The following is a 19186-nucleotide window of genomic DNA, read 5'->3' on the forward strand; positions in this document are numbered from 1 at the left end:
AGCAAGCTAATAGTTAAGGGCTAATAACTAACCGCTAAAAGCTAAGAGCTATGCTAATTCTCAACAGGCGTCGTTTTTTACAGGTAGGTTCACTGGCTTCAGCAGCAGTGATGATGCCTAAATTTCTGAAAGCGCTGGAAAGAGGCGCCCTGGTGCCTCCTGGCAACAAGGTATTGGTAGTAATACAATTATCTGGGGGTAACGATGGCCTGAATACCATCATTCCTTACCGGAATGATATTTATTACATGATGCGTCCATCGCTGGGAATAAAGAAAGATGTGGCGTTGCGGTTGGACGATAACCTGGGCATACATCCTGCCCTGAAAGGATTGAAAGGATTATATGATGATGGCTGCCTCGGCATTCTCAATAATGTGGGGTATCCTAACCCGGACCGGTCGCATTTCCGTTCTATGGATATCTGGCATTCCGCGAGTCAGTCGAATGAATACTGGTCTGATGGCTGGATAGGGCGCTACCTCGATGCGCAGTGCAAGGGTTGCGATAAGCCTACACAGGCGCTTGAAATAGATGATACCCTGAGCCTGGCATTGAAGGGGGATAGTGATAAAGGATTGGCGGTAACAGATCCGACGCGGCTTTTTGGTACCAGCAACGACAAGTATTTCAAGGATCTTATGCAACAGCGTAAGCCGGCCGATGATCATCACAGCAACGTGGATTACCTGTATAAAACAATGGGAGAAACCATTTCTTCGGCTGCTTATATTCAGCAACAGTTTAAGACATATAAATCTAACGAGGCTTACCCCAACACAGAGTTAGGCAAGAACATGAGAACCATTGCCAACCTCATCATGTCTGATATCAATACAAAAGTGTATTATGTATCGCATGGTAGTTTTGACACCCACGTTAATCAACAGGATCAGCAGGCTCGTCTTTTTGGGCAGTTGAGTGATGCGTTGACCGTATTTACCGGCGACCTCAAAAAAAATAACCGCTTCCAGGATGTAGTGGTGATGACGTTCTCCGAATTTGGACGCCGGGTGAGTCAGAATGCCAGTGGAGGCACGGATCATGGCACGGCTAACAATATGTTCCTGGTAGGTGGTGGTTTAAAACAGCCCGGTATTATTAATGACGGACCAGATCTGATGAATTTAAGAGAAGGGGATTTGCAATATAAAGTTGATTTTAAGAGCGTATATGCTACCCTGTTAAATAAATGGCTGGGAGCAGATGACAAGGCTATTCTCCGACAAGCGTATCCGCATATGGATTTTGTATAGGGCAGAAAGCGAAAAGCTTAAAGCAAAAAGCTATTGAGGCGAATGATCGAAGCGACTATAATTCAAATATCCGCTTTAATCATTCGCCTCAATAGCTTTTTGCTTTAAGCTTTTCGCTTTCTGCTTATTGACTAACCTGTGTAATAGTTGTTCTGAAAGACCCATCTCTCAACCCTCTTGGGCCACCTGCGCCGGTAGTTTCCTGCAGGGAGCCACTAAATGTACCTTCTACCATCATGTTATCGATGCGGGTAATGGTGATATAGAAGGTGGGGCTACCCTGAGAGGTAAGGGTAGTAAAACTGCTGTTCAGCGTAATGAGCAGGCTGTTACCTGTTTTGGTAGCCGGATATGTTCCAGGTAAAAAAGGAAGGGTGGGTGTTGCCAGCGTAAAAGTGAACTGGTCGCCTCCGTAAGTTTGTCCGGAAATTACCATCCGGGGATAGTCATTATTTGGATCGGTATCGGTTAAGTCAGGAACATAGATAATGCCTTTGGGCGTTTCTGCCAGGTAAATCCGGTTATCCAGTTTCATTGACACATACTTACGTTGGCGGCTATCATCTTTTTTATCTTTTGAGCAGGAAACGGTCAGCAATACAATGGCGCTGAGCAGAGCCGTGACTAATATACGCATAGGTAATATTATAAACAGTTTTAATTATTCGGCAACTAAATTAATCATTTAAATACAAAAACGGATGCCGGTAAAGGATTGTTACACCCACTTACCGGCATCGCCTCTATCTTGAAAAGTTGGCTAATTATGCTTTACGTGCGGTACGGTATAAATACCAGCCCATAAACGCAAAAAAGGCACAGCCTATTATATAATATCCGCTTTGTCCCAACATATTGGACAGGAATTCCTGCTTATTTAATTTGGCTAACATGGCTGAGGTGGAATCGAATCCGGCGAGGATGGCGATGATAACGCCTGCCACCGCGCCTCCGGCCACCAGTCCCGTTGCAAAGAGATTGCCTTTGCCGAGTTCTTCTTCCTCCGGAGATGTTGTTTTATTGGCTTTCTTTTGTTTGTAATCTACTACCCCACGAATAGCCCCACCCACGAAGATGGGCAATGTAGTAGACAGCGGCAGGTAAGCACCCACGGCGAAAGACAATGAATTTACACCACACAATTCCATGGTAACAGCCAGGAATACGCCTACCAGCACAAATTGCCAATCGAGGTTAAACGACAGGATACCTTTTGCGAGTGTAGCCATGAGCGTGCCCTGAGGTGCCGGATAGTATGAGCTGCCAATCGCATGATCTTTTACGCCGTTGGCGATCATTTCTGCCGTAGGCTTATCCAGGAATTTCACTGTTAAACCAATTACCACAGACGATACAATAGCGCCAATAAACAATGCCAGCTGCTGATACATCGGCGTAGCGCCTACTATATAGCCGGATTTCAGGTCCTGTGAGGTACCACCTGCATTGGCGGCGGCAATACAAATCATACCACCTACTACCAGCGCCATTGGCTCGTACACTTTTCCGGTCCAGCCCACTGCAATAAACACCAGGCAGGTACCCATCAGCGTAGCGATGGTCATACCGGAAATAGGATTGTTGGAAGACCCGATCAGGCCTACAATACGACTGGACACCGTAACGAAGAACGCGCCGAAAACCACCACCAGCAAACCTACCAGTAATTTTTTACCAATAGAATCACCCGGAAGTTGCGGCAGAAAAGCCATCAACAGGATGAGTCCAATGCTGCCAAATAATACCACTTTCAAACTGAGATCCCTTTCTGTTCTTGGTATACTGCCTTTGGTATCGGTGCTGTCAGTACCCCCTTTTATAGCTCCTATACTTCCTTTGAAAGAAGAAATAATGGTAGGTATTGTTTTCAGCAACGTGATGAAACCACCGGCAGCTACTGCGCCGGCGCCAATCTGCCTTACATAGGCATAGTATACGGCTGCTGAATAGTCACCAAAGGTATGGGTGAGTGGATCCCAGTTTCCTTGTCCACCGGGTGTTTGCAGGTTAGCGAGGTAGCCTATTTTTACCAGTTGGGTAGCAATCACGTCTGCTGGTAACAGGGAGGCCAGCAGTGGAATAAGGGCCAGCCAGGACAACACACCACCAGCTACCAATACGCCCGCAATACGGGGACCAATGATATAACCTACACCCATATACTCTGGTGTAATGTCGCCACTGATTTTGGCGGAAGGGAAAAACTTGCTGGCTTGTTTGGTCATGTATTCCGGTGTTTCGGCAATTACATGAAAGATCTTTTGGAAAGCAGCGTATACAAATGCGAAGCCCAGCCCATAGAAAGCTGTTTTTGCAAAATCGCCTCCTTTTTCTCCTGCAATGAGTACATCGCCGCAGGCAGTACCTTCCGGGTAAGGCAGGGTTTTATGCTCTTTTACAATCAGTGATTTCCTTAATGGGATCATCATCAGTGTACCCAGGATACCACCGAAGATGGCCAGAATCAGGATGGTGAAGTAATTGAAAAACTGTGCACCGCCTCCATCACTCAGGAACAGGAAGCCTGGTAAAGTAAACACCACACCTGCTGCGATAGACTCACCCGCAGAGCCGGTGGTCTGGATAATATTGTTTTCAAGAATGGTGGTGTTGAAAAATTTTCTCCCTAAAGTAATCGCAATAACGGCAATAGGAATAGAAGCAGAAACGGTCAAACCCGCTTTCAGCGCCAGGTATACGGTGGCCGCACCGAAGATAACGCCAAAGATACAACCCAGTAAAATGGATTTGAGGGTGAATTCCTTCATTTGTGCGCCCGGCGGAACGAACGGCTTAAAGTTAATGTCAGACATATTTAGATGTTGTTGTTAATGGATAATATACGAAAATAGCTGAAAGCATAAAGCAGAAAGCAAAAAGCTATTGAGGCGATTGATTTAAGCGAGTATAATATCTGCTTTAATCAATCGCCTCAATAGCTTTTTGCTTTCTGCTTTATGCTTTCAGCTTATCTAACACCGTTCATCCATTTTTTCAGGAAGCCGGAAGACAGGAAGAGCAATACGGCAGCTGCTCCTGGCAGGATCACAAATACCATGAAGAACTCATAGAGGTTGTGAATAGTAAAGCCGGCGAAAGTAGGATATTGAGCGGCCAGTTTCAGGTCTTTTAATTTATCCAGTTGTTGGGCAGTAGCAGTGATCGTACCATCCAGTATGCCTTTCAGGTCGATACCGTTTTTGGTAGCCAGTGCGTATTTGTCCATAGTAGGAGGCAGCAAAGCACCAAGCGTACCGGCCAGTGCGTAACCAGCGGCATTAGCCAGGAACCATACCCCCATTAACAGGGAAGAGAAACGGTGAGGCGCCAGTTTAGCCACCAGTGATAAACCGATAGGCGACAAGCACAATTCACCCAGGGTATGGAACAGGTACATCAGGATTAACCAGCTTACACCGAGCTTTTCGCCTGCGCCCAGGCTTTTCATCTGGATAGCAATGATAAAGAAGCCCAATGCCAGCAATGCCAATCCGAGGGATTGTTTTATTGGCGAAATGGGTTCCAGGTTGCGTTTCTGTAATTTCAGCCATAACCAGCTGAAAGGCAGCGCAAATACGATAATGAAGATGGAGTTGGCGTTCTGTACAAAGCTTGGCGGCATATCCCATCCAAAGAGATGGCGATCTGTCTGATAATCAGCTATAAATGTGAGGGAAGAGCCGGCCTGCTCAAAACAAGCCCAGAAAAAGATCACAAAGAAAGCCACAAAGTAGATCACCGTGATTCTTTGTCTTTCTACCTTGGTGATAGATTTATCGGTCAGGATCAGTACGGCGAGGCTAATACCGGCCGCATATATAAATGGATAGATCCATTCCTTGATGATATCGTGATCCGCGTCCAAAGACAGGTAATGGATACCTGCGAAGAGGAACACCATTAAAATTAGTACGCCGATGATGCTGGTGCTGGTAAATTTAGCTTTATCTGCTTCGCCGGTGGTGTTGGTTGAAGATACGCTACCAATGGCGTTGATATCGGATTTGCTGAAATCAGGCTTCGCTCCAATTGCTTCTCCATTTGGTTTTACTACGTATTTATCTTTCAGGAAGTAGAACAGGATGGTTCCCAGGAACATGGCTATGCTGGCAGCGAGGAAGCCCCATTTGAAAGCGCTGACGATTCTCACCCCAGTGGCTTCTATTTTCACGTCGCCGAGGATAGGGCAAATGGTCATTCCGAGGAAGGCGCCCATGTTAATGCCCATATAGAAGATGGTGAAGGCAGAATCAAGCCGGCTGTCATTTTTAGGATAAAGCTGACCCACCATAGAAGATATGTTGGGTTTGAAGAAGCCGTTACCAACAATGATGATAAAGAGCGCCAGCCACACGATTAATTTAGCTGTTTCCACGTTGGTAGCATACAGGACGCCACTCATTACCATCAACAGCTGGCCTACACCCATTGTAAAACCTCCTAATATAATGCAATTCCTGTTTCCCAGGTACCTATCGGAGATATACCCGCCCAGCATAGGGGTCAGGTAACATAAACCGAGGAATCCTCCATACATAAGGGAAGATTGTTTTTCAGAAAAAGCCAGTGCGTTTACCAGGAAGAGCGTTAATAACGCCCGCATACCATAAAAGTTAAACCGTTCCCACATCTCCGTGGCAAATAATACAGAGAGCCCCTTAGGGTGGCCCTTCTCCGAGGCAATAGGGGACTCTTGTGCAACAGCAGTTTGCATCATAAATTGGTTAGTTTTAGCAATAGTTGTTTAGATTTCGAGAACCTTTAAATATGGCAAGTTAAATAAAATCAGTTATTCGCGTAAAAAAATGGTATAAATGCTCATTTTTTGCGCTTTTTTGATCTTTCTTTGCATTTTCTTTCGCATCTGCATTTATTAGGCAATTCATATGAACATACTATTACTTGGAAGTGGTGGTCGGGAACACGCACTGGCCCTTAAAATGTCACAAAGCCCGCTTTGCGGTCAACTGTTTATTGCGCCGGGTAACGCCGGAACTGCTCAGTGTGGGCAGAACATAAACATGGGGGTGAGTGAATTCGAGAAGATAAAGTCCTTTTGCCTGGACAACGCTATTGACCTGGTGATGCCGGGATCAGAAGAAGCCCTGGTAAACGGGATCTACGACTTTTTCAAGAATGAACCTGCCCTGCAGCATATCCCGGTAATGGGTCCGTCTAAGGAAGGTGCCCAACTGGAGGGTAGCAAGGCCTATGCGAAGCTTTTCATGGAGCGGCACAAGATCCCTACTGCCGGTTATCGCGAATTTAATGCAGATAACTATGAAGAAGGACTGGCTTATATTCAACAGCACTCCTTACCAATTGTATTGAAAGCCGATGGGCTGGCAGCTGGTAAAGGGGTGGTGATTACGGCTTCTTATGAGGAGGCAGCAGAGGAATTCCAGCAGATGATTAAGGCTGCCAAATTCGGAGATGCCAGCAAAACGGTGGTAATAGAAGCGTTCCTCACAGGGATAGAATTATCGGTGTTTGCCATTACTGACGGGCATTCTTATAAAATATTACCGGAAGCAAAAGACTATAAACGCATAGGAGAAGGTGATAAAGGGCTGAATACAGGTGGTATGGGTGCGGTATCTCCGGTACCCTTTGCGGATGCAGCTTTCATGAAGAAAGTGGAAGATAAGGTGATCAGACCTACTATTGAGGGCTTATCAAAAGAAGGGATTGTATATAATGGGTTTGTCTTTTTTGGCCTGATTAATGTAGGAGGGGAGCCGTTTGTAATTGAGTATAACTGTCGCATGGGTGACCCGGAAACGGAGGTGGTAATGCCTCGTTTAAAGAATGATTTACTGGAGCTGTTCAATGCCGTATCAGCTGGAAAACTGAATGAACAAACGATTTACGCCGATGAGCGTGCTGCCGCAACTGTTATGCTGGTGTCGGCCGGTTATCCGGAAGCGTATGAAAAGAATAAGGTAATCACAGGTATTCCGGCTCCAGGCCGCGACCAGATTGTATTCCATGCCGGTACCCGGCAGGAAGGCAACGAGGTGCTGACCAATGGAGGTCGGGTACTGGCTGTTACTTCACTGGCCGCCAACCTGTCGATGGCACTGGCTCACTCTGTACAAACAGCCGAGCAGATTGCATTTGATGGGAAAGGATATCGCCGGGATATAGGATATGAATTCGTGTAGCTATTAGCCATTAGCTGTTAGCTATTAGGGATTTAAGCGAATAATTAACCGCTCAGGCCCTAAATAGCTAATAGCTGAAAGCTGAAGGCTGTTGTTAAGCTACAGTAGGGAGGACTGGTACAGGACATTTGAAAAGCGGGACTTGTAAAGGCGTAATTTTAGGCAGTAGGAACAATTAAAACGGGGTAATCCCGTTCATCTGGTCGGAGCATAAAGAGAGCAGTTACTATGCCGTTTGCACAACAAATAACTTTTTTTAATATTTAGCTGTATTATTGCAAGAATATCCATTTTTTGCATCGTATATTCGTTGGAATTATTCATTTTTGCATTCTAATTTTTGACCGTATCAACAATGGGATTTTTTAATTTTTTAACGCAGGAAATCGCGATTGATCTTGGTACAGCGAACACGCTGATAATTCATAATGACCAGGTGGTAGTGGACGAGCCTTCCATTGTAGCGATAGAACGGGCTAGTGGCAAAATTGTGGCTGTTGGAAAAAAGGCCATGATGATGCACGAAAAAACACACGAATATCTTCGTACTATACGTCCCCTGAAAGATGGCGTGATAGCGGATTTTAATGCCGCTGAAGGAATGATCAGGGAACTCATAAAAATGATTTACCCCAAAAAGCCACTGTTTGCACCCAGCTGGCGTATGGTAATCTGCATTCCTTCCAGTATTACGGAAGTGGAAAAGAGAGCGGTACGTGACTCTGCTGAACAGGCAGGCGCCAAAGAGGTATACCTGATCCATGAACCAATGGCTGCTGCCCTGGGTATTGGTATCGATGTAGAAGAACCGGTAGGTAACATGATCATTGATATAGGTGGTGGTACCACTGGTATTTCTGTGATTGCCCTGGCAGGTATTGTTTGTGACCAGAGTATCCGTATTGCAGGGGATGAATTCACTGCTGATATCATGGAAGCCCTGCGCCGCTATCATAGCTTGTTAATCGGTGAAAGAACCGCAGAACAGATTAAAATACATATCGGATCTGCCCTGAAAGAGCTGGATAACCCACCAGACGATATTCCTGTTAACGGACGAGATCTGGTAACCGGTATCCCCAAACAAATCATGGTATCTTACCAGGAAATTGCGGAAGCCCTTGACAAATCTATCTTTAAGATCGAAGAAGCCATCCTGAAAGCGCTGGAAACAACGCCTCCGGAGTTGGCATCAGATATTTATCGCAGAGGTTTATACCTGACCGGCGGCGGTGCTTTACTGCGCGGACTGGATAAACGTCTTACCCAAAAAATCAAACTGCCGGTGCATGTAGCAGACGATCCGTTACGCGCCGTGGTGAGAGGTACTGGTATTGCGTTAAAGCATGTTGGTAAGTATCCGTTCCTGATGCAATAAAACTATTTTGACGTTTACGGATTTGGAGATGCTGGCAACACCATTGAAAAATCCGTAAACGCCTAAATCTCAAAACCAGTGCGCGCTTGTGCGAAATCTAATCATTTTCTTTAGGCGATACTTTAACTTCTTCTTATTTGTGCTGCTGGAAGTGATTTGTCTGGTACTGGTGTTCCAGCATAACAATTTTCAGCGCACTGCCTACCTCAGCTCCGCCAACGACGTCAGTGGTAAGTTATATGACAAGTATAATAATGTGCAGTACTACTTTCACCTGAAATCGACCAACGATAGCCTGGTGAACGAAAACATGCGACTGCATAATGCCCTGAGATCCAGTTACGACAGCATGATCACCACCAACGGGATAAAAATTGATACCGTTCGTCAGTATAGCGATGACACTGCCCACAAGGTAATCGGTACACAGATCCGCCGCTACGAATACTTCTCCGCCAAAGTGATCAATAACTCTATCAATAAGCCCGTTAACTACATTACCATTCACCGTGGCAGCCTGCAGGGAATCCGGCCTAATATGGGCGTGATCAGCAGCAGTGGTGTGGTAGGCGTGGTAAGAAGTGTAAGTGATAACTATGCTGTTGTACTCTCTATGCTGTCTAAATCCAACTCCGTATCCATCAGTGCCCGCCTGGGACAAGGAAAAGAGATGGGTTCTGTACACTGGGACGGCGAAGATGCCGGCTATGCCCTGCTGAAAGATGTACCGAAAAGTGCAAAAATTCATAAAGGCGATACCGTAGTTACCAGCGGCTACTCAGCCCTGTTTCCCGAAAATATTCCTATTGGCTATGTCGAAAACATTGCCGTAGGCGATAAAGCCAGCACCTCGTTTACTATCCGTCTGAAATTGGCTACCAATTTCTTTAACCTGCAATACGTGTACGTGATAGAAAACCTGCTGAAAGACGAACAACAACGATTGGAAGATTCAACGTATAAGTTGATTAAATGAGTATACTGTTAAGAAATATAATCCGCTTCATACTCCTGTTACTGATACAGGTGTTCGTGCTCAATGAAATATTGCTGCACCAGCTGGTGAGTCCATATCTTTACATGCTTTTTATCCTGGCGCTGCCCTTTAACCTGCCACGCCCCATGCTAATGCTCATGGGACTGCTGATGGGGCTTTCTCTGGATATGTTCATGAATACCCCCGGCATGCATGCCGCTGCCTGCGTATTCATTGCCTATCTGCGTCCGTTTATTATAAATATCCTATCGCCACAGGGGGGATTTGAAACCACCCAGAAAACACCGTCCATGACCAGCATGGGCGTATCGCAATTTCTCATCTACGCCGCCATCCTGGTGTTTTTACATCATGCAGTGTTCTTTTCTCTGGAAGTATTCGGAACAGGCAATATACTGTACCTCCTCATGAAGATTGTTTTTTCAACATTGGCCAGTCTTTTCCTGATTGTACTGTATGAGCTGTTGTTCTTTTCGAGAAAGTAACGCCTAATGGATAGCCGAAAGCTTACCGCAAAAGGCTATTTTAGCGTAGATGAAGGGGAGAAAGAGTAAGAACAATTTAGCTTCAGCTAAAGGCTGGATGCTAAAAAGCTAATAGCTAACAACAAAACATAATAGCTTTGTGCCTTCAGCTTTATGCTTTCCGCCCAAAGCAACTGCCCGATTTATTTTTGAACTAAAACATTTCCGTCCTTGTCAGTATTCAATCAGCCCAGGAAGAGAGTAATACAGGTGATTATACTTGGGATGGTAGTTCTGATCATCACCAGGTTATTCTTTCTGCAAATTGTGGAGAAGAAGTACGCCAAGCTGGCGGATGCTAATGCCGTGTTACGTAAAGTAATATATCCCAGCAGAGGTATTATTTATGACCGGCAAAACCGTAGCATCCTCGGCAATGACGTGCTATATGACCTCGTGGTAACGCCTGCCAGCGTAAAAAGTATTGACACCGGCTATCTCTGTAATATCTTAAAAATAGATAAGGAAGAATTCAGAAAACGTATCCTGACCGCCATCATCAAAAATGGCCGGGTAAGACAATCCGTTTTTGCTCCCCTGCTGGCCCCCGAAGTATTCGGTCAGCTGCAGGAAAGTATGTACCTGTTTTCTCCCGGCTTTGAGCTGGTACCCCGGCAAATCCGCTCCTATCCTTATGCAGCGGCCGCCAATATCCTGGGGTATATCGCGGAAATTTCCCCGGCCATGTTAAAAGACACAGCCAACTACAGCTCTTACAACTCTGGTGATTACCTGGGCTTTACAGGACTGGAGAAAACTTATGAGTCGGTGCTGATGGGGCAACGCGGTATCCAATACCTGATCAAAGATAACCTCAACAGGCCTCAGGGCGCCTATGAAAACGGGGAGTTCGATAGCGCGGCTATCGCGGGTAAAAACCTGCGCCTGTCGCTGGATATTGAATTACAGGTGCTCGGGGAAAAATTAATGAAAGGTAAATCAGGTAGCATTGTAGCCATAGATCCGCAAACAGGAGGGATCCTGTGTATGGTCAGCGGCCCAAGCTTTGACCCTAACCTGCTTACCGGTCCATACAGGAGCGCCAACTTCAGCAAACTTTATACAGATACCACTAAACCACTCTTTAACCGCGCTATCCAGGCTACTTACCCGCCAGGCTCCACTTTTAAGCCAATGATAGCACTGGTAGGACTGGATGAAGGGGTTATTACACCTAGCTTTGGTTATCCCTGTGGAGGCGCCTATTATGGCTGTTCCCGCCCTATCAAGTGTGAGCACCATGATGCAGGACACGCAGCGAACCTGCGACTGGCACTCTCCCACTCCTGTAACTCGTACTTCTCGCACGTATATCGCCTGAGTGTTGATGCCGGCAAATTTGGCGGCATCAAGGTAGGTGGTATGCAGAAATGGGCCGATTATATGAACAACTTCGGTTTCGGGCATAAAATCGGTGTGGATATCCCCAGCGAAGGACGAGGACTGGTGCCGGATAAAAAATACTATGACGCCCGTTACAAAGGAAGCTGGAACTCCTGTACTTCCGTATTCCTGGGTATCGGACAAGGTGAACTGTTGTTAACACCGCTCCAGATGGCTAATGCGATGTGTATTGTTGCCAACCGGGGTTCTTACTATATTCCGCACTTTGTAAGCAGTATTGATAATGATAACACCCATATACTGGACAAATACAAACAAAAGCACCAGGGTGCCCAGATTTCCGATACGGCCTATAGCGCAGTAATTCATGGTATGACCGATGTGGTGGAAAGCGGTACCGGCCGTATTGCACAGATTGAAGGGATTACCATTGGAGGTAAAACCGGTACAGCGGAAAACTACGGTATTGTAAATGGTGTGAGAACCAAGCTGAAAAACCATGCGATGTTTGTGGCCTTCGCCCCTGCAGAACATGCACGTATAGCCATTGCAGTAGTAGTGGAAAACTCCGGCTTTGGTGCTAAATATGCAGCGCCTATCGCCAGTTTGATGATGGAGAAATACCTGAAAGACAGTATTTCTACCAAACGTCAACCTCTGCTGAAATCGGTAATGGAAACGGTTACAATAGACCCGGCTATGTTGGCTAAATCGCACCTGGATTCATTGAATAGTAATGCCATTATCAAAAAGAAAAAACCTTAACCCAATCATCGCATAAACCGATTAATTTATAATGAACCGCTCGCAAGCCAAACTGACACAAGGGATAGACTGGCCAATAGTTGGCCTGTACCTCGCATTGGTGATCATCGGCATTATGTCCATTTTTGCTGCGGAATACCGGGGGGACGATAATGTATGGCAGGATATTATTCACCCGGGTAAAAACTATTCGCGCCAGTTAATATGGTTGGGAATATCGTTGGTACTGGCGGCTATTATCTGGCTTACAGACAGTAAGTTTTTTACGGCTACGGCGAACCTGGCCTATGCAGGAGGGTTGCTGCTGTTGCTGTTGGTGCTGGGTATCGGTAAAGATGTAAAGGGGTCGCATTCCTGGCTGGTTATTGGTGGATTCCAGTTTCAGCCGGCGGAGCTCACCAAACTATGTACGAATCTGGCTTTAGCCAAATACCTGTCGTCGCAGGAAACAGATTTTAATAAGTTGCGATCGCGGTTGATTGCCGCAGCCATCGCACTTATCCCGGCAGGTATCATCATCCTGCAGGACGAAACGGGGCTGGCACTGGTATATTTTTCCTTCTTCCTGGTTATGTACCGCGAAGGGTTACCAGGCGTATTATTGGTAATTGCCTTTTCAGGTATTGTGTTGGTGCTATCGGCATTGCTGGTAGAACGAAATATATTGTTTGCCATATTTACCGTCATTACAGCGCTGGTCATCTATTTCAGCCGGCGTGAAATAAAACGAAAGCGATCGCGGCTGGCGTTGATCCTGGGGGTATATGCCTTCTGTGGACTCTTCGTGATGTTTGTGGTACCGTTTGTTTTTACGAAAGTGCTGAAAGACTACCAGGTACGCCGTATTGAAGTAATGCTGGGCAAGGAAAATGATCCGAAAGCCACTTACAATACCCGGCAGAGTATGATTGCTATTGGTTCCGGAGGTTTCTGGGGGAAAGGATACCTGAAAGGTACACAAACCCGTTACGACTTCGTACCAGAGCAAAGTACAGACTTTATCTTTTGTACTATAGGTGAAGACTTTGGCTTCTTTGGCAGTGTAATTTTCCTGGGCATATATGTGGCGCTGCTCTTCCGGATCATCTTTGTGGCGGAGCGACAGCGATCGACCTTTACGCGAGTCTATGCCTATGGGGTAGCCAGTATTATCTTTTTCCACTTGTCCATCAATATTGCGATGACTATTGGTTTGGCGCCCGTAATTGGGATTCCATTGCCATTGGTGAGTTATGGTGGATCCTCCCTGATGACCTTTACTATGATGATATTTATTCTGCTACGCCTGGATGCCGACCGGCAGATGGTTTTGAGGTAGCAGAAAGCAGAAAGCGTAAAGCGTAAAGCAAAAAGCTATTGAGGCGAATGATTTGAGCGGAAAAAATAATATTCGCTTAGATCATTCGCCTCAATAGCTTTTTGTTTTCTGCTTTCTGCTTTCTGCTATCTTTGCATTATGGCGAGAATTATTCCATTATCCGAGGGGTCATTTACCGTAGACGGGACCAAGAAATTTCTTCCTTTTAAGCGGGAAACCGATAGCATGCAGGATCGCCCGCATGGTTCATTGCTGGTTGAAATACAGCCGTTCCTGGTGATTACAGACCGTGATTATATTTTGTTTGATACTGGTTTGGGTTTCCGTAACCCGGATGGAGTATTGCAGATTCATCAGCATTTGATAGATCATGGTATTAATCCGATGGAGATTACCAAGGTATTAATGAGTCATTTACATAAAGATCATTCCGGTGGTGTATCTGCCGAAGATCCCATTACAAAGGAACGTACCCTTACTTTTCCGGGCGCTACCTATTATGTAAATAATGAGGAGATGTTGTATGCATTGGAGCATTCCGGTAAATCATATCTAGCCGAAGACATTATATTGTTGCAGCAGCGTGATAACGTGGTGTTTACTACCGGCAATGGTACTATTGATGACTATATTCATTACGAAGTAACCGGTGGCCATTGTCCTTACCACCAGGTATTTTTGGTAGATGATGGAGAAGATAAGGTTTTTTTTGGGGGAGATGTGGCACCGCAGATATCCCAGATGAAAAGTCGCTTTGCGGCCAAGTACGATTACGATGGTAAGCGCAGTATGGAGTTACGGCAGGAGTTTCTGGAGCGTGGTAAACAGGAAGGATGGACTTTCCTTTTCTACCATGATACGAAAGAGCCTTTCACCAGGTTCACTAACTAATTGCTAACTAACAGCTAAACGCTAACAGCTAAAAGCTATTTTCATGTATACCCTGTTTGATAATCTGACGCTTACGGGGCAGCATGCCATTAAAACATGGCAACAACAAGGCCATCAATGGGCTTCGTATAGCCTTTACCGGGAGCCGGCCGCACATGAGTTGTATGTACCGCATACAATACTAAACCTGGTATTACAAGGGGAGAAAAGGATGTATGACGGCAGGCAGGTGCACTATCTGCATGCCGGTGATGCCCTGCTCATTCCGGCCGGAACATTGCTTTGCTCTGAAATACTGCCGCCGCAGGAGCAGTATAGGAGTATTAACCTGGTAATACCGGATGAAATGATCCTGGCAGAATTGAAGCAACCGGGCAGGCAGCCGGCTGCGTGTTCCAAAGCCTTAACTACCCTGCCGGTTGACCAGGAATGGCAACATCTGGCCCAATGGTTGTTGCCACATTTCGCGGAGGACTATACCGGGCCGGATCATCATGAAATTATTTCCCGCACATTACGCCTCATCAATAAACATACAGGCATTAGTGCCATGTTGGCCAGGGCGGTGAAGTACCCTTTGCCGGCCGTGATGGAAAAACTGAGCATTCATTTGCCGGAAGTGCGGTTGCTGGAGGAGATGGCGACAATGGGACACATGAGTACCGCTACTTTAAAGCGTCGTTTCCGCAGCATCTATCATTGCAGCCCCATGGAATGGGTATGGGCGAAACGGCTGCAAACAGCAGGTTTCCTGTTAAGAACCACCACCCAACCCATTCCTGAAATTGCCTATAGCGTTGGATTTGAAGATATCCCCCATTTTTACAGGCAGTTCAGGCGATGTTTTAAGTTAACGCCATTGCAATGGCGCAAAATGGAAAGTGATCTTTTCAGCAAATAGCCGGATGCGTTAATGCGCTACATTGCAGAAAAAAAGTCATGGAAAATCTGACCAGCTTTGGTGAAGCCTGGGTGCGGGCATGGAATGCACACGACCTCGAAGAAGTATTATCTCACTATGATGATAATATCCTGTTTTATTCTCCCATTATCAAGAAGATCAATAATGATCCTACCGGATGTATCCGGGGAAAGGAAAATCTGCGCGCCTACTTTAGTAAGGCATTAGTAGCTTATCCTGAATTACATTTTGAATTGTATCACATACTGGAAGGGGTAAATTCAGTGGTGCTGTACTATAAAAGTGTAAATAATATGTTGAGTGCGGAGCTGATGGTGTTAAATGAAAAAGGCTTAGTAAGTGAGGTAAGAGCGCACTATAAATAGGAATTACGAATTACGGATTTGTGGGTAGATAGTAAACACAAAAGACATTCGCTGTTATCTACCCACAAATCCGTAATTCGTAATTCCTAATTCGTAATTCTTTTAGAATGGTCTTCTCCGGAGGCCGCCGCCTTGTCCCATTCTGTTCATGCGTTGATTATTTACATGATTGATCATGATATTCCGGAATTCTCTTTCTGTTTTGAATACCATACCAGCTTTTCTGCCAGGTAATACCCGCTGAAACTCTGTGCTGTAGCGGGATCGGATGTCCAGCATTCTTTTTTCATACGTTAATTCCTTGTCCATATTTCTACGGGCTGCATCGTCGGCATTATCGGTAGACAACTTATCGAGATCTTTTTTCTGATGGCGTTCAGCAATGAGTTGTTCTACTTCGCGGGTATAGTTATTATATACGGGCAAGAATTTTTGTGCTTCTTCCGTAGTGAGGTCTAATTTTTTGGACAGATATTCTATCTGTATGGCTTTAATTTTTTCAGCGGGGTCATCGGATGGTGGTTGCTGTGCACGGCTCACACCATTGGTGAAGAGCAGTACAAACATTGCGATCCATATAAAGCTAAAACGTTTCATCATTTCTTTTCAGGTAACACTTCCTTTGATAAATCTGTTTGTTGCAGATATTTTTCGATGGCTTCCACTGGGACGGCTTCATTTAGCTGATTTTGCACGGGGGCCGCTTCTACTGCAGCGGAAGATGCAAAAATAGCCTCATTATCAAAAGGATCAGTGTGGGTTTGTAGGTATTCAACAATGTCCTGATCGTTCAGGGTTTCCAGTTGTTTTTCTATTCTGCTGGTAGGTTTGCCGATAATAAACAGGATCGCGCTGCTGCCGATTAATGTCATCAGGCAGGCGGCTACTGTCCATTTTAGCCAGGTACTTACCTTGTTCCGGTGTGCTACCCGCAGTGGAGGGGCTGGCAGCAGGTGGTTGACTTGAAGGGATTCAAAATAACCTTCGGGTACGGTAAAGGGTAACTGCCTGGGCATTGCAGCAAGGAAAGGGGAAAGTGCCGTTAGTTCTGACTGAACGGTAGTGGCCTCTTCCGCCTGAATTCGTTGCATAATGGCCGATGGCAGTTCGTTAAAATAGCCGGCAGGAATGGTAGGGCTTTGTTGAACAGCAGGGATGCCGGAACGTAGGTTATCCAGCTGAATTTGCAGCATGATAGCAGTTGGCAGTTGTTCAAAGTAGCCGGCCGGTACCGTAAAAGGTACTTCAGCAGGCCAGTTGGCATCTGGCACTATTTGCATTAATTCACTCGCTATGTCGGTCCGCTTGTTCATATACTGTTTTTTAGACAGTGAAGGGATTTAATAGTTTAATGCGATTTTAATCTTTTCATAATTTTCTTTAAAAATCGATTAAAATACATATTTGTTGATTAGATATCTGTTCCTTTCCGGATAAATTCTTCTATCTTTTTTACCGCATGATGGTATGATGCTTTTAACGCGCCTTCGGAGGTTTCCAGCACTTTGCTCATTTCCTCATAAGGCATTTCATCATAGTAGCGGAGGTTAAATACAATCCGCTGTTTATCCGGTAAGCTAAGGATGGCTCGTTGGAGTTTCCATTCCAGTTTATTAGCGTCAAACTGGGGATCTGCCCTGAGCTTATTGCTTAAACCTGTTTCCACTTCGGAGAGGGAAATAGATGTTTTCCGTTTTTGTTGTTCCAGGAAAGTAAGACTTTCATTGGTAGCTATTTTATATAGCCAGGTATATAATTGCGCATCTTCCCGGAAGTTTTCCAGGTTTTTCCACACTTTAATGAATACATTCTGCAGCACATCGTTAGCGTCGTCATGATCCATGACCATTCTGCGGATGTGCCAGTAAAGTCTTTCCTGGTACTTCTGGATAATGAGGGTGAACCCTTTTTCCTTGGTATCAGCTGCGCGGTATAATGCCAATAATGTTTTATCGTCCTGTGAAACGGCCATAGGTTAAATGGTTCTTGACAGGTTTTAATTAAATGAATATAAATAAAAACCTGCTCATAAGACAAGCGGATTCTCCTAAAGTTTAATGGAGAGGGATAAAGCAGAAGGCATAAAGCAAAAAGCTATTAGGGAGGATGATCAGAGCGGATTTTGTCTGTGGGCAGGATTAAACTGATTATACTGATTACATTTTTTGATTAAGAAAGAAGGGAGATTAAAGCATATACCTGCTTCAATCTCCCTTCATCTTTTTAAATCTTTAAAATATAATCAGTATAATCAGTTTAATCCTGCCCACAGACAAAATCCGCTCTGATCCTACTTTATGCTTTTTTCTTCCGTGCCATTGCTTTTTCGGCTGCCGCTACGATATGATCTGCATCCAGGCCATATTTTTTCAGCAGGTCCAGTGGTTTGCCGCTTTCACCGAAAGTATCGTTGGTACCTACATATTCAATAGGAACGGGGATATGACGGGAGGCTACCTGTGCAATGCTATCGCCTAAGCCGCCGAGTACGTTGTGTTCTTCGGCAGTTACAGCGCAACGGGTTTTGGTGAGGGAGGCAATCACTGCTGCTTCATCCAGTGGTTTAATGGTGTGGATGTTGATAATTTCCACGCTATAACCTTTCTCTTCCAGTATTTTACCGGCTTCCACTGCGATCCATACGAGGTGGCCGCAGGCAAACAGGGTAATATCTGTTCCTTCGTGCAGGATTTGTGCTTTACCTATTTCAAATTTTTGATCTTCCGGTGTGAAATTAGGCCATTTCGGGCGACCGAAACGGAGGTATACCGGTCCTTCGTAATCTGCAATAGCGATGGTAGCAGCTTTGGTTTGATTAAAGTCGCAGGGTACGATCACGGTCATGCCTGGCAACATTTTCATCATCCCGATATCTTCCAGGATCTGGTGGGTAGCACCATCTTCACCCAGGGTAAGACCTGCGTGGGAAGCACATATTTTAACGTTTTTATTGGAATAGGCCACTGACTGACGGATCTGGTCATATACCCTGCCGGTAGAAAAGTTGGCGAAAGTAGTAGTATATGGGATTTTACCGCCAATAGTTAACCCAGCGGCGATACCGATCATGTTAGCTTCAGCAATACCTACCTGTACAAAACGATCCGGAAATTCCTTAATAAATGCATTCAGTTTCATGGAACCGAGCAAGTCGGCTGTCAGTGCAACTACATTGGGGTTTTTACGACCTACCTCCAATATACCTTCACCAAACCCTCCGCGGGTTTCTTTTTCATTTAGTGGTTGAATATCTTTTACCATT

At 45.4% G+C, this 19186-nt stretch carries 17 protein-coding genes; 10 read left to right on the top strand and 7 right to left on the bottom strand.

Annotation, left to right across the window (positions count from 1 at the left end; translation table 11 throughout):
- The first annotated feature begins 50 nt into the window (after window positions 1–50).
- Entirely contained in the window at window positions 51–1256 is a 1206-nt protein-coding gene (locus tag AC5ZC7_RS32110) for a DUF1501 domain-containing protein (protein WP_496161287.1), read from the top strand.
- 124 nt (window positions 1257–1380) lie between these two features.
- Here the strand turns inward: AC5ZC7_RS32110 and AC5ZC7_RS32115 are convergent, their stop codons facing one another.
- From AC5ZC7_RS32115 to AC5ZC7_RS32125, 3 genes are all read right to left on the bottom strand, one after another.
- Window positions 1381–1893 carry a hypothetical protein gene (locus AC5ZC7_RS32115; protein WP_496161286.1) on the bottom strand — a complete coding sequence of 171 codons (513 nt, stop codon included), beginning with the start codon at window positions 1891–1893 and terminating at the stop codon, window positions 1381–1383.
- Window positions 1894–2020: 127 nt separating this feature from the next.
- Complete coding sequence (locus AC5ZC7_RS32120; RefSeq protein ID WP_496161285.1) at window positions 2021–4069, bottom strand: OPT/YSL family transporter; 2049 nt, start codon at window positions 4067–4069, stop codon at window positions 2021–2023.
- A gap of 155 nt (window positions 4070–4224) precedes the next feature.
- Window positions 4225–5973 (bottom strand): oligopeptide:H+ symporter, encoded by a 1749-nt coding sequence (locus AC5ZC7_RS32125; protein ID WP_496161284.1) that lies wholly within the window; start codon window positions 5971–5973, stop codon window positions 4225–4227.
- 169 nt (window positions 5974–6142) lie between these two features.
- Here AC5ZC7_RS32125 and purD point away from each other — a divergent pair, with 169 nt between their 5' ends.
- The 9 genes from purD (at window position 6143) to AC5ZC7_RS32170 (ending at window position 15924) form a co-directional block, all read left to right on the top strand.
- A complete protein-coding gene (gene purD / locus AC5ZC7_RS32130) occupies window positions 6143–7420 on the top strand; it encodes a phosphoribosylamine--glycine ligase (protein ID WP_496161283.1) in 1278 nt (425 codons plus the stop codon).
- Window positions 7421–7760: 340 nt separating this feature from the next.
- A complete protein-coding gene (locus AC5ZC7_RS32135; protein WP_245898627.1) occupies window positions 7761–8798 on the top strand; it encodes a rod shape-determining protein in 1038 nt (345 codons plus the stop codon).
- Window positions 8799–8886: 88 nt separating this feature from the next.
- Window positions 8887–9774: a rod shape-determining protein MreC gene (gene mreC / locus AC5ZC7_RS32140; protein ID WP_496161282.1), complete on the top strand. Its 888-nt coding sequence runs from the start codon at window positions 8887–8889 to the stop codon at window positions 9772–9774.
- Window positions 9771–10280 carry a rod shape-determining protein MreD gene (gene mreD, locus AC5ZC7_RS32145; RefSeq protein WP_496161281.1) on the top strand — a complete coding sequence of 170 codons (510 nt, stop codon included), beginning with the start codon at window positions 9771–9773 and terminating at the stop codon, window positions 10278–10280. The genes mreC and mreD overlap by 4 nt, the downstream gene beginning before the upstream one ends.
- A 210-nt stretch (window positions 10281–10490) precedes the next feature.
- On the top strand, window positions 10491–12428 hold the full coding sequence (mrdA, locus tag AC5ZC7_RS32150; RefSeq protein ID WP_496161280.1) for a penicillin-binding protein 2: 1938 nt from the start codon (window positions 10491–10493) through the stop codon (window positions 12426–12428).
- Between the two features lie 31 nt (window positions 12429–12459).
- Window positions 12460–13746, top strand: coding sequence for a rod shape-determining protein RodA (rodA, locus tag AC5ZC7_RS32155; RefSeq protein WP_496161279.1), 1287 nt, complete (start codon window positions 12460–12462; stop codon window positions 13744–13746).
- A gap of 138 nt (window positions 13747–13884) precedes the next feature.
- A complete protein-coding gene (locus AC5ZC7_RS32160; RefSeq protein ID WP_496161278.1) occupies window positions 13885–14637 on the top strand; it encodes an MBL fold metallo-hydrolase in 753 nt (250 codons plus the stop codon).
- A gap of 43 nt (window positions 14638–14680) precedes the next feature.
- Window positions 14681–15538: a helix-turn-helix domain-containing protein gene (locus tag AC5ZC7_RS32165; RefSeq protein WP_496161277.1), complete on the top strand. Its 858-nt coding sequence runs from the start codon at window positions 14681–14683 to the stop codon at window positions 15536–15538.
- Window positions 15539–15576: 38 nt separating this feature from the next.
- Window positions 15577–15924, top strand: a complete 348-nt coding sequence (locus tag AC5ZC7_RS32170; protein WP_496161276.1) for a nuclear transport factor 2 family protein — start codon at window positions 15577–15579, stop codon at window positions 15922–15924.
- Between the two features lie 102 nt (window positions 15925–16026).
- Here the strand turns inward: AC5ZC7_RS32170 and AC5ZC7_RS32175 are convergent, their stop codons facing one another.
- The 4 genes from AC5ZC7_RS32175 to AC5ZC7_RS32190 form a co-directional block, all read right to left on the bottom strand.
- Window positions 16027–16524 carry a hypothetical protein gene (locus AC5ZC7_RS32175; RefSeq protein ID WP_496161275.1) on the bottom strand — a complete coding sequence of 166 codons (498 nt, stop codon included), beginning with the start codon at window positions 16522–16524 and terminating at the stop codon, window positions 16027–16029.
- Window positions 16521–17237 (bottom strand): hypothetical protein, encoded by a 717-nt coding sequence (locus tag AC5ZC7_RS32180; RefSeq protein WP_496161274.1) that lies wholly within the window; start codon window positions 17235–17237, stop codon window positions 16521–16523. Before AC5ZC7_RS32180 ends, AC5ZC7_RS32175 begins: the two co-directional genes overlap by 4 nt.
- Before the next feature lie 98 nt (window positions 17238–17335).
- A complete protein-coding gene (locus tag AC5ZC7_RS32185; RefSeq protein ID WP_496161273.1) occupies window positions 17336–17896 on the bottom strand; it encodes a sigma-70 family RNA polymerase sigma factor in 561 nt (186 codons plus the stop codon).
- A 323-nt stretch (window positions 17897–18219) separates the two neighbouring features.
- Entirely contained in the window at window positions 18220–19185 is a 966-nt protein-coding gene (locus tag AC5ZC7_RS32190; RefSeq protein WP_496161272.1) for a transketolase C-terminal domain-containing protein, read from the bottom strand.
- Window position 19186 lies beyond the last annotated feature (1 nt).

The sequence above is a fragment of the Chitinophaga sp. 9-1-y genome (assembly GCF_059511905.2).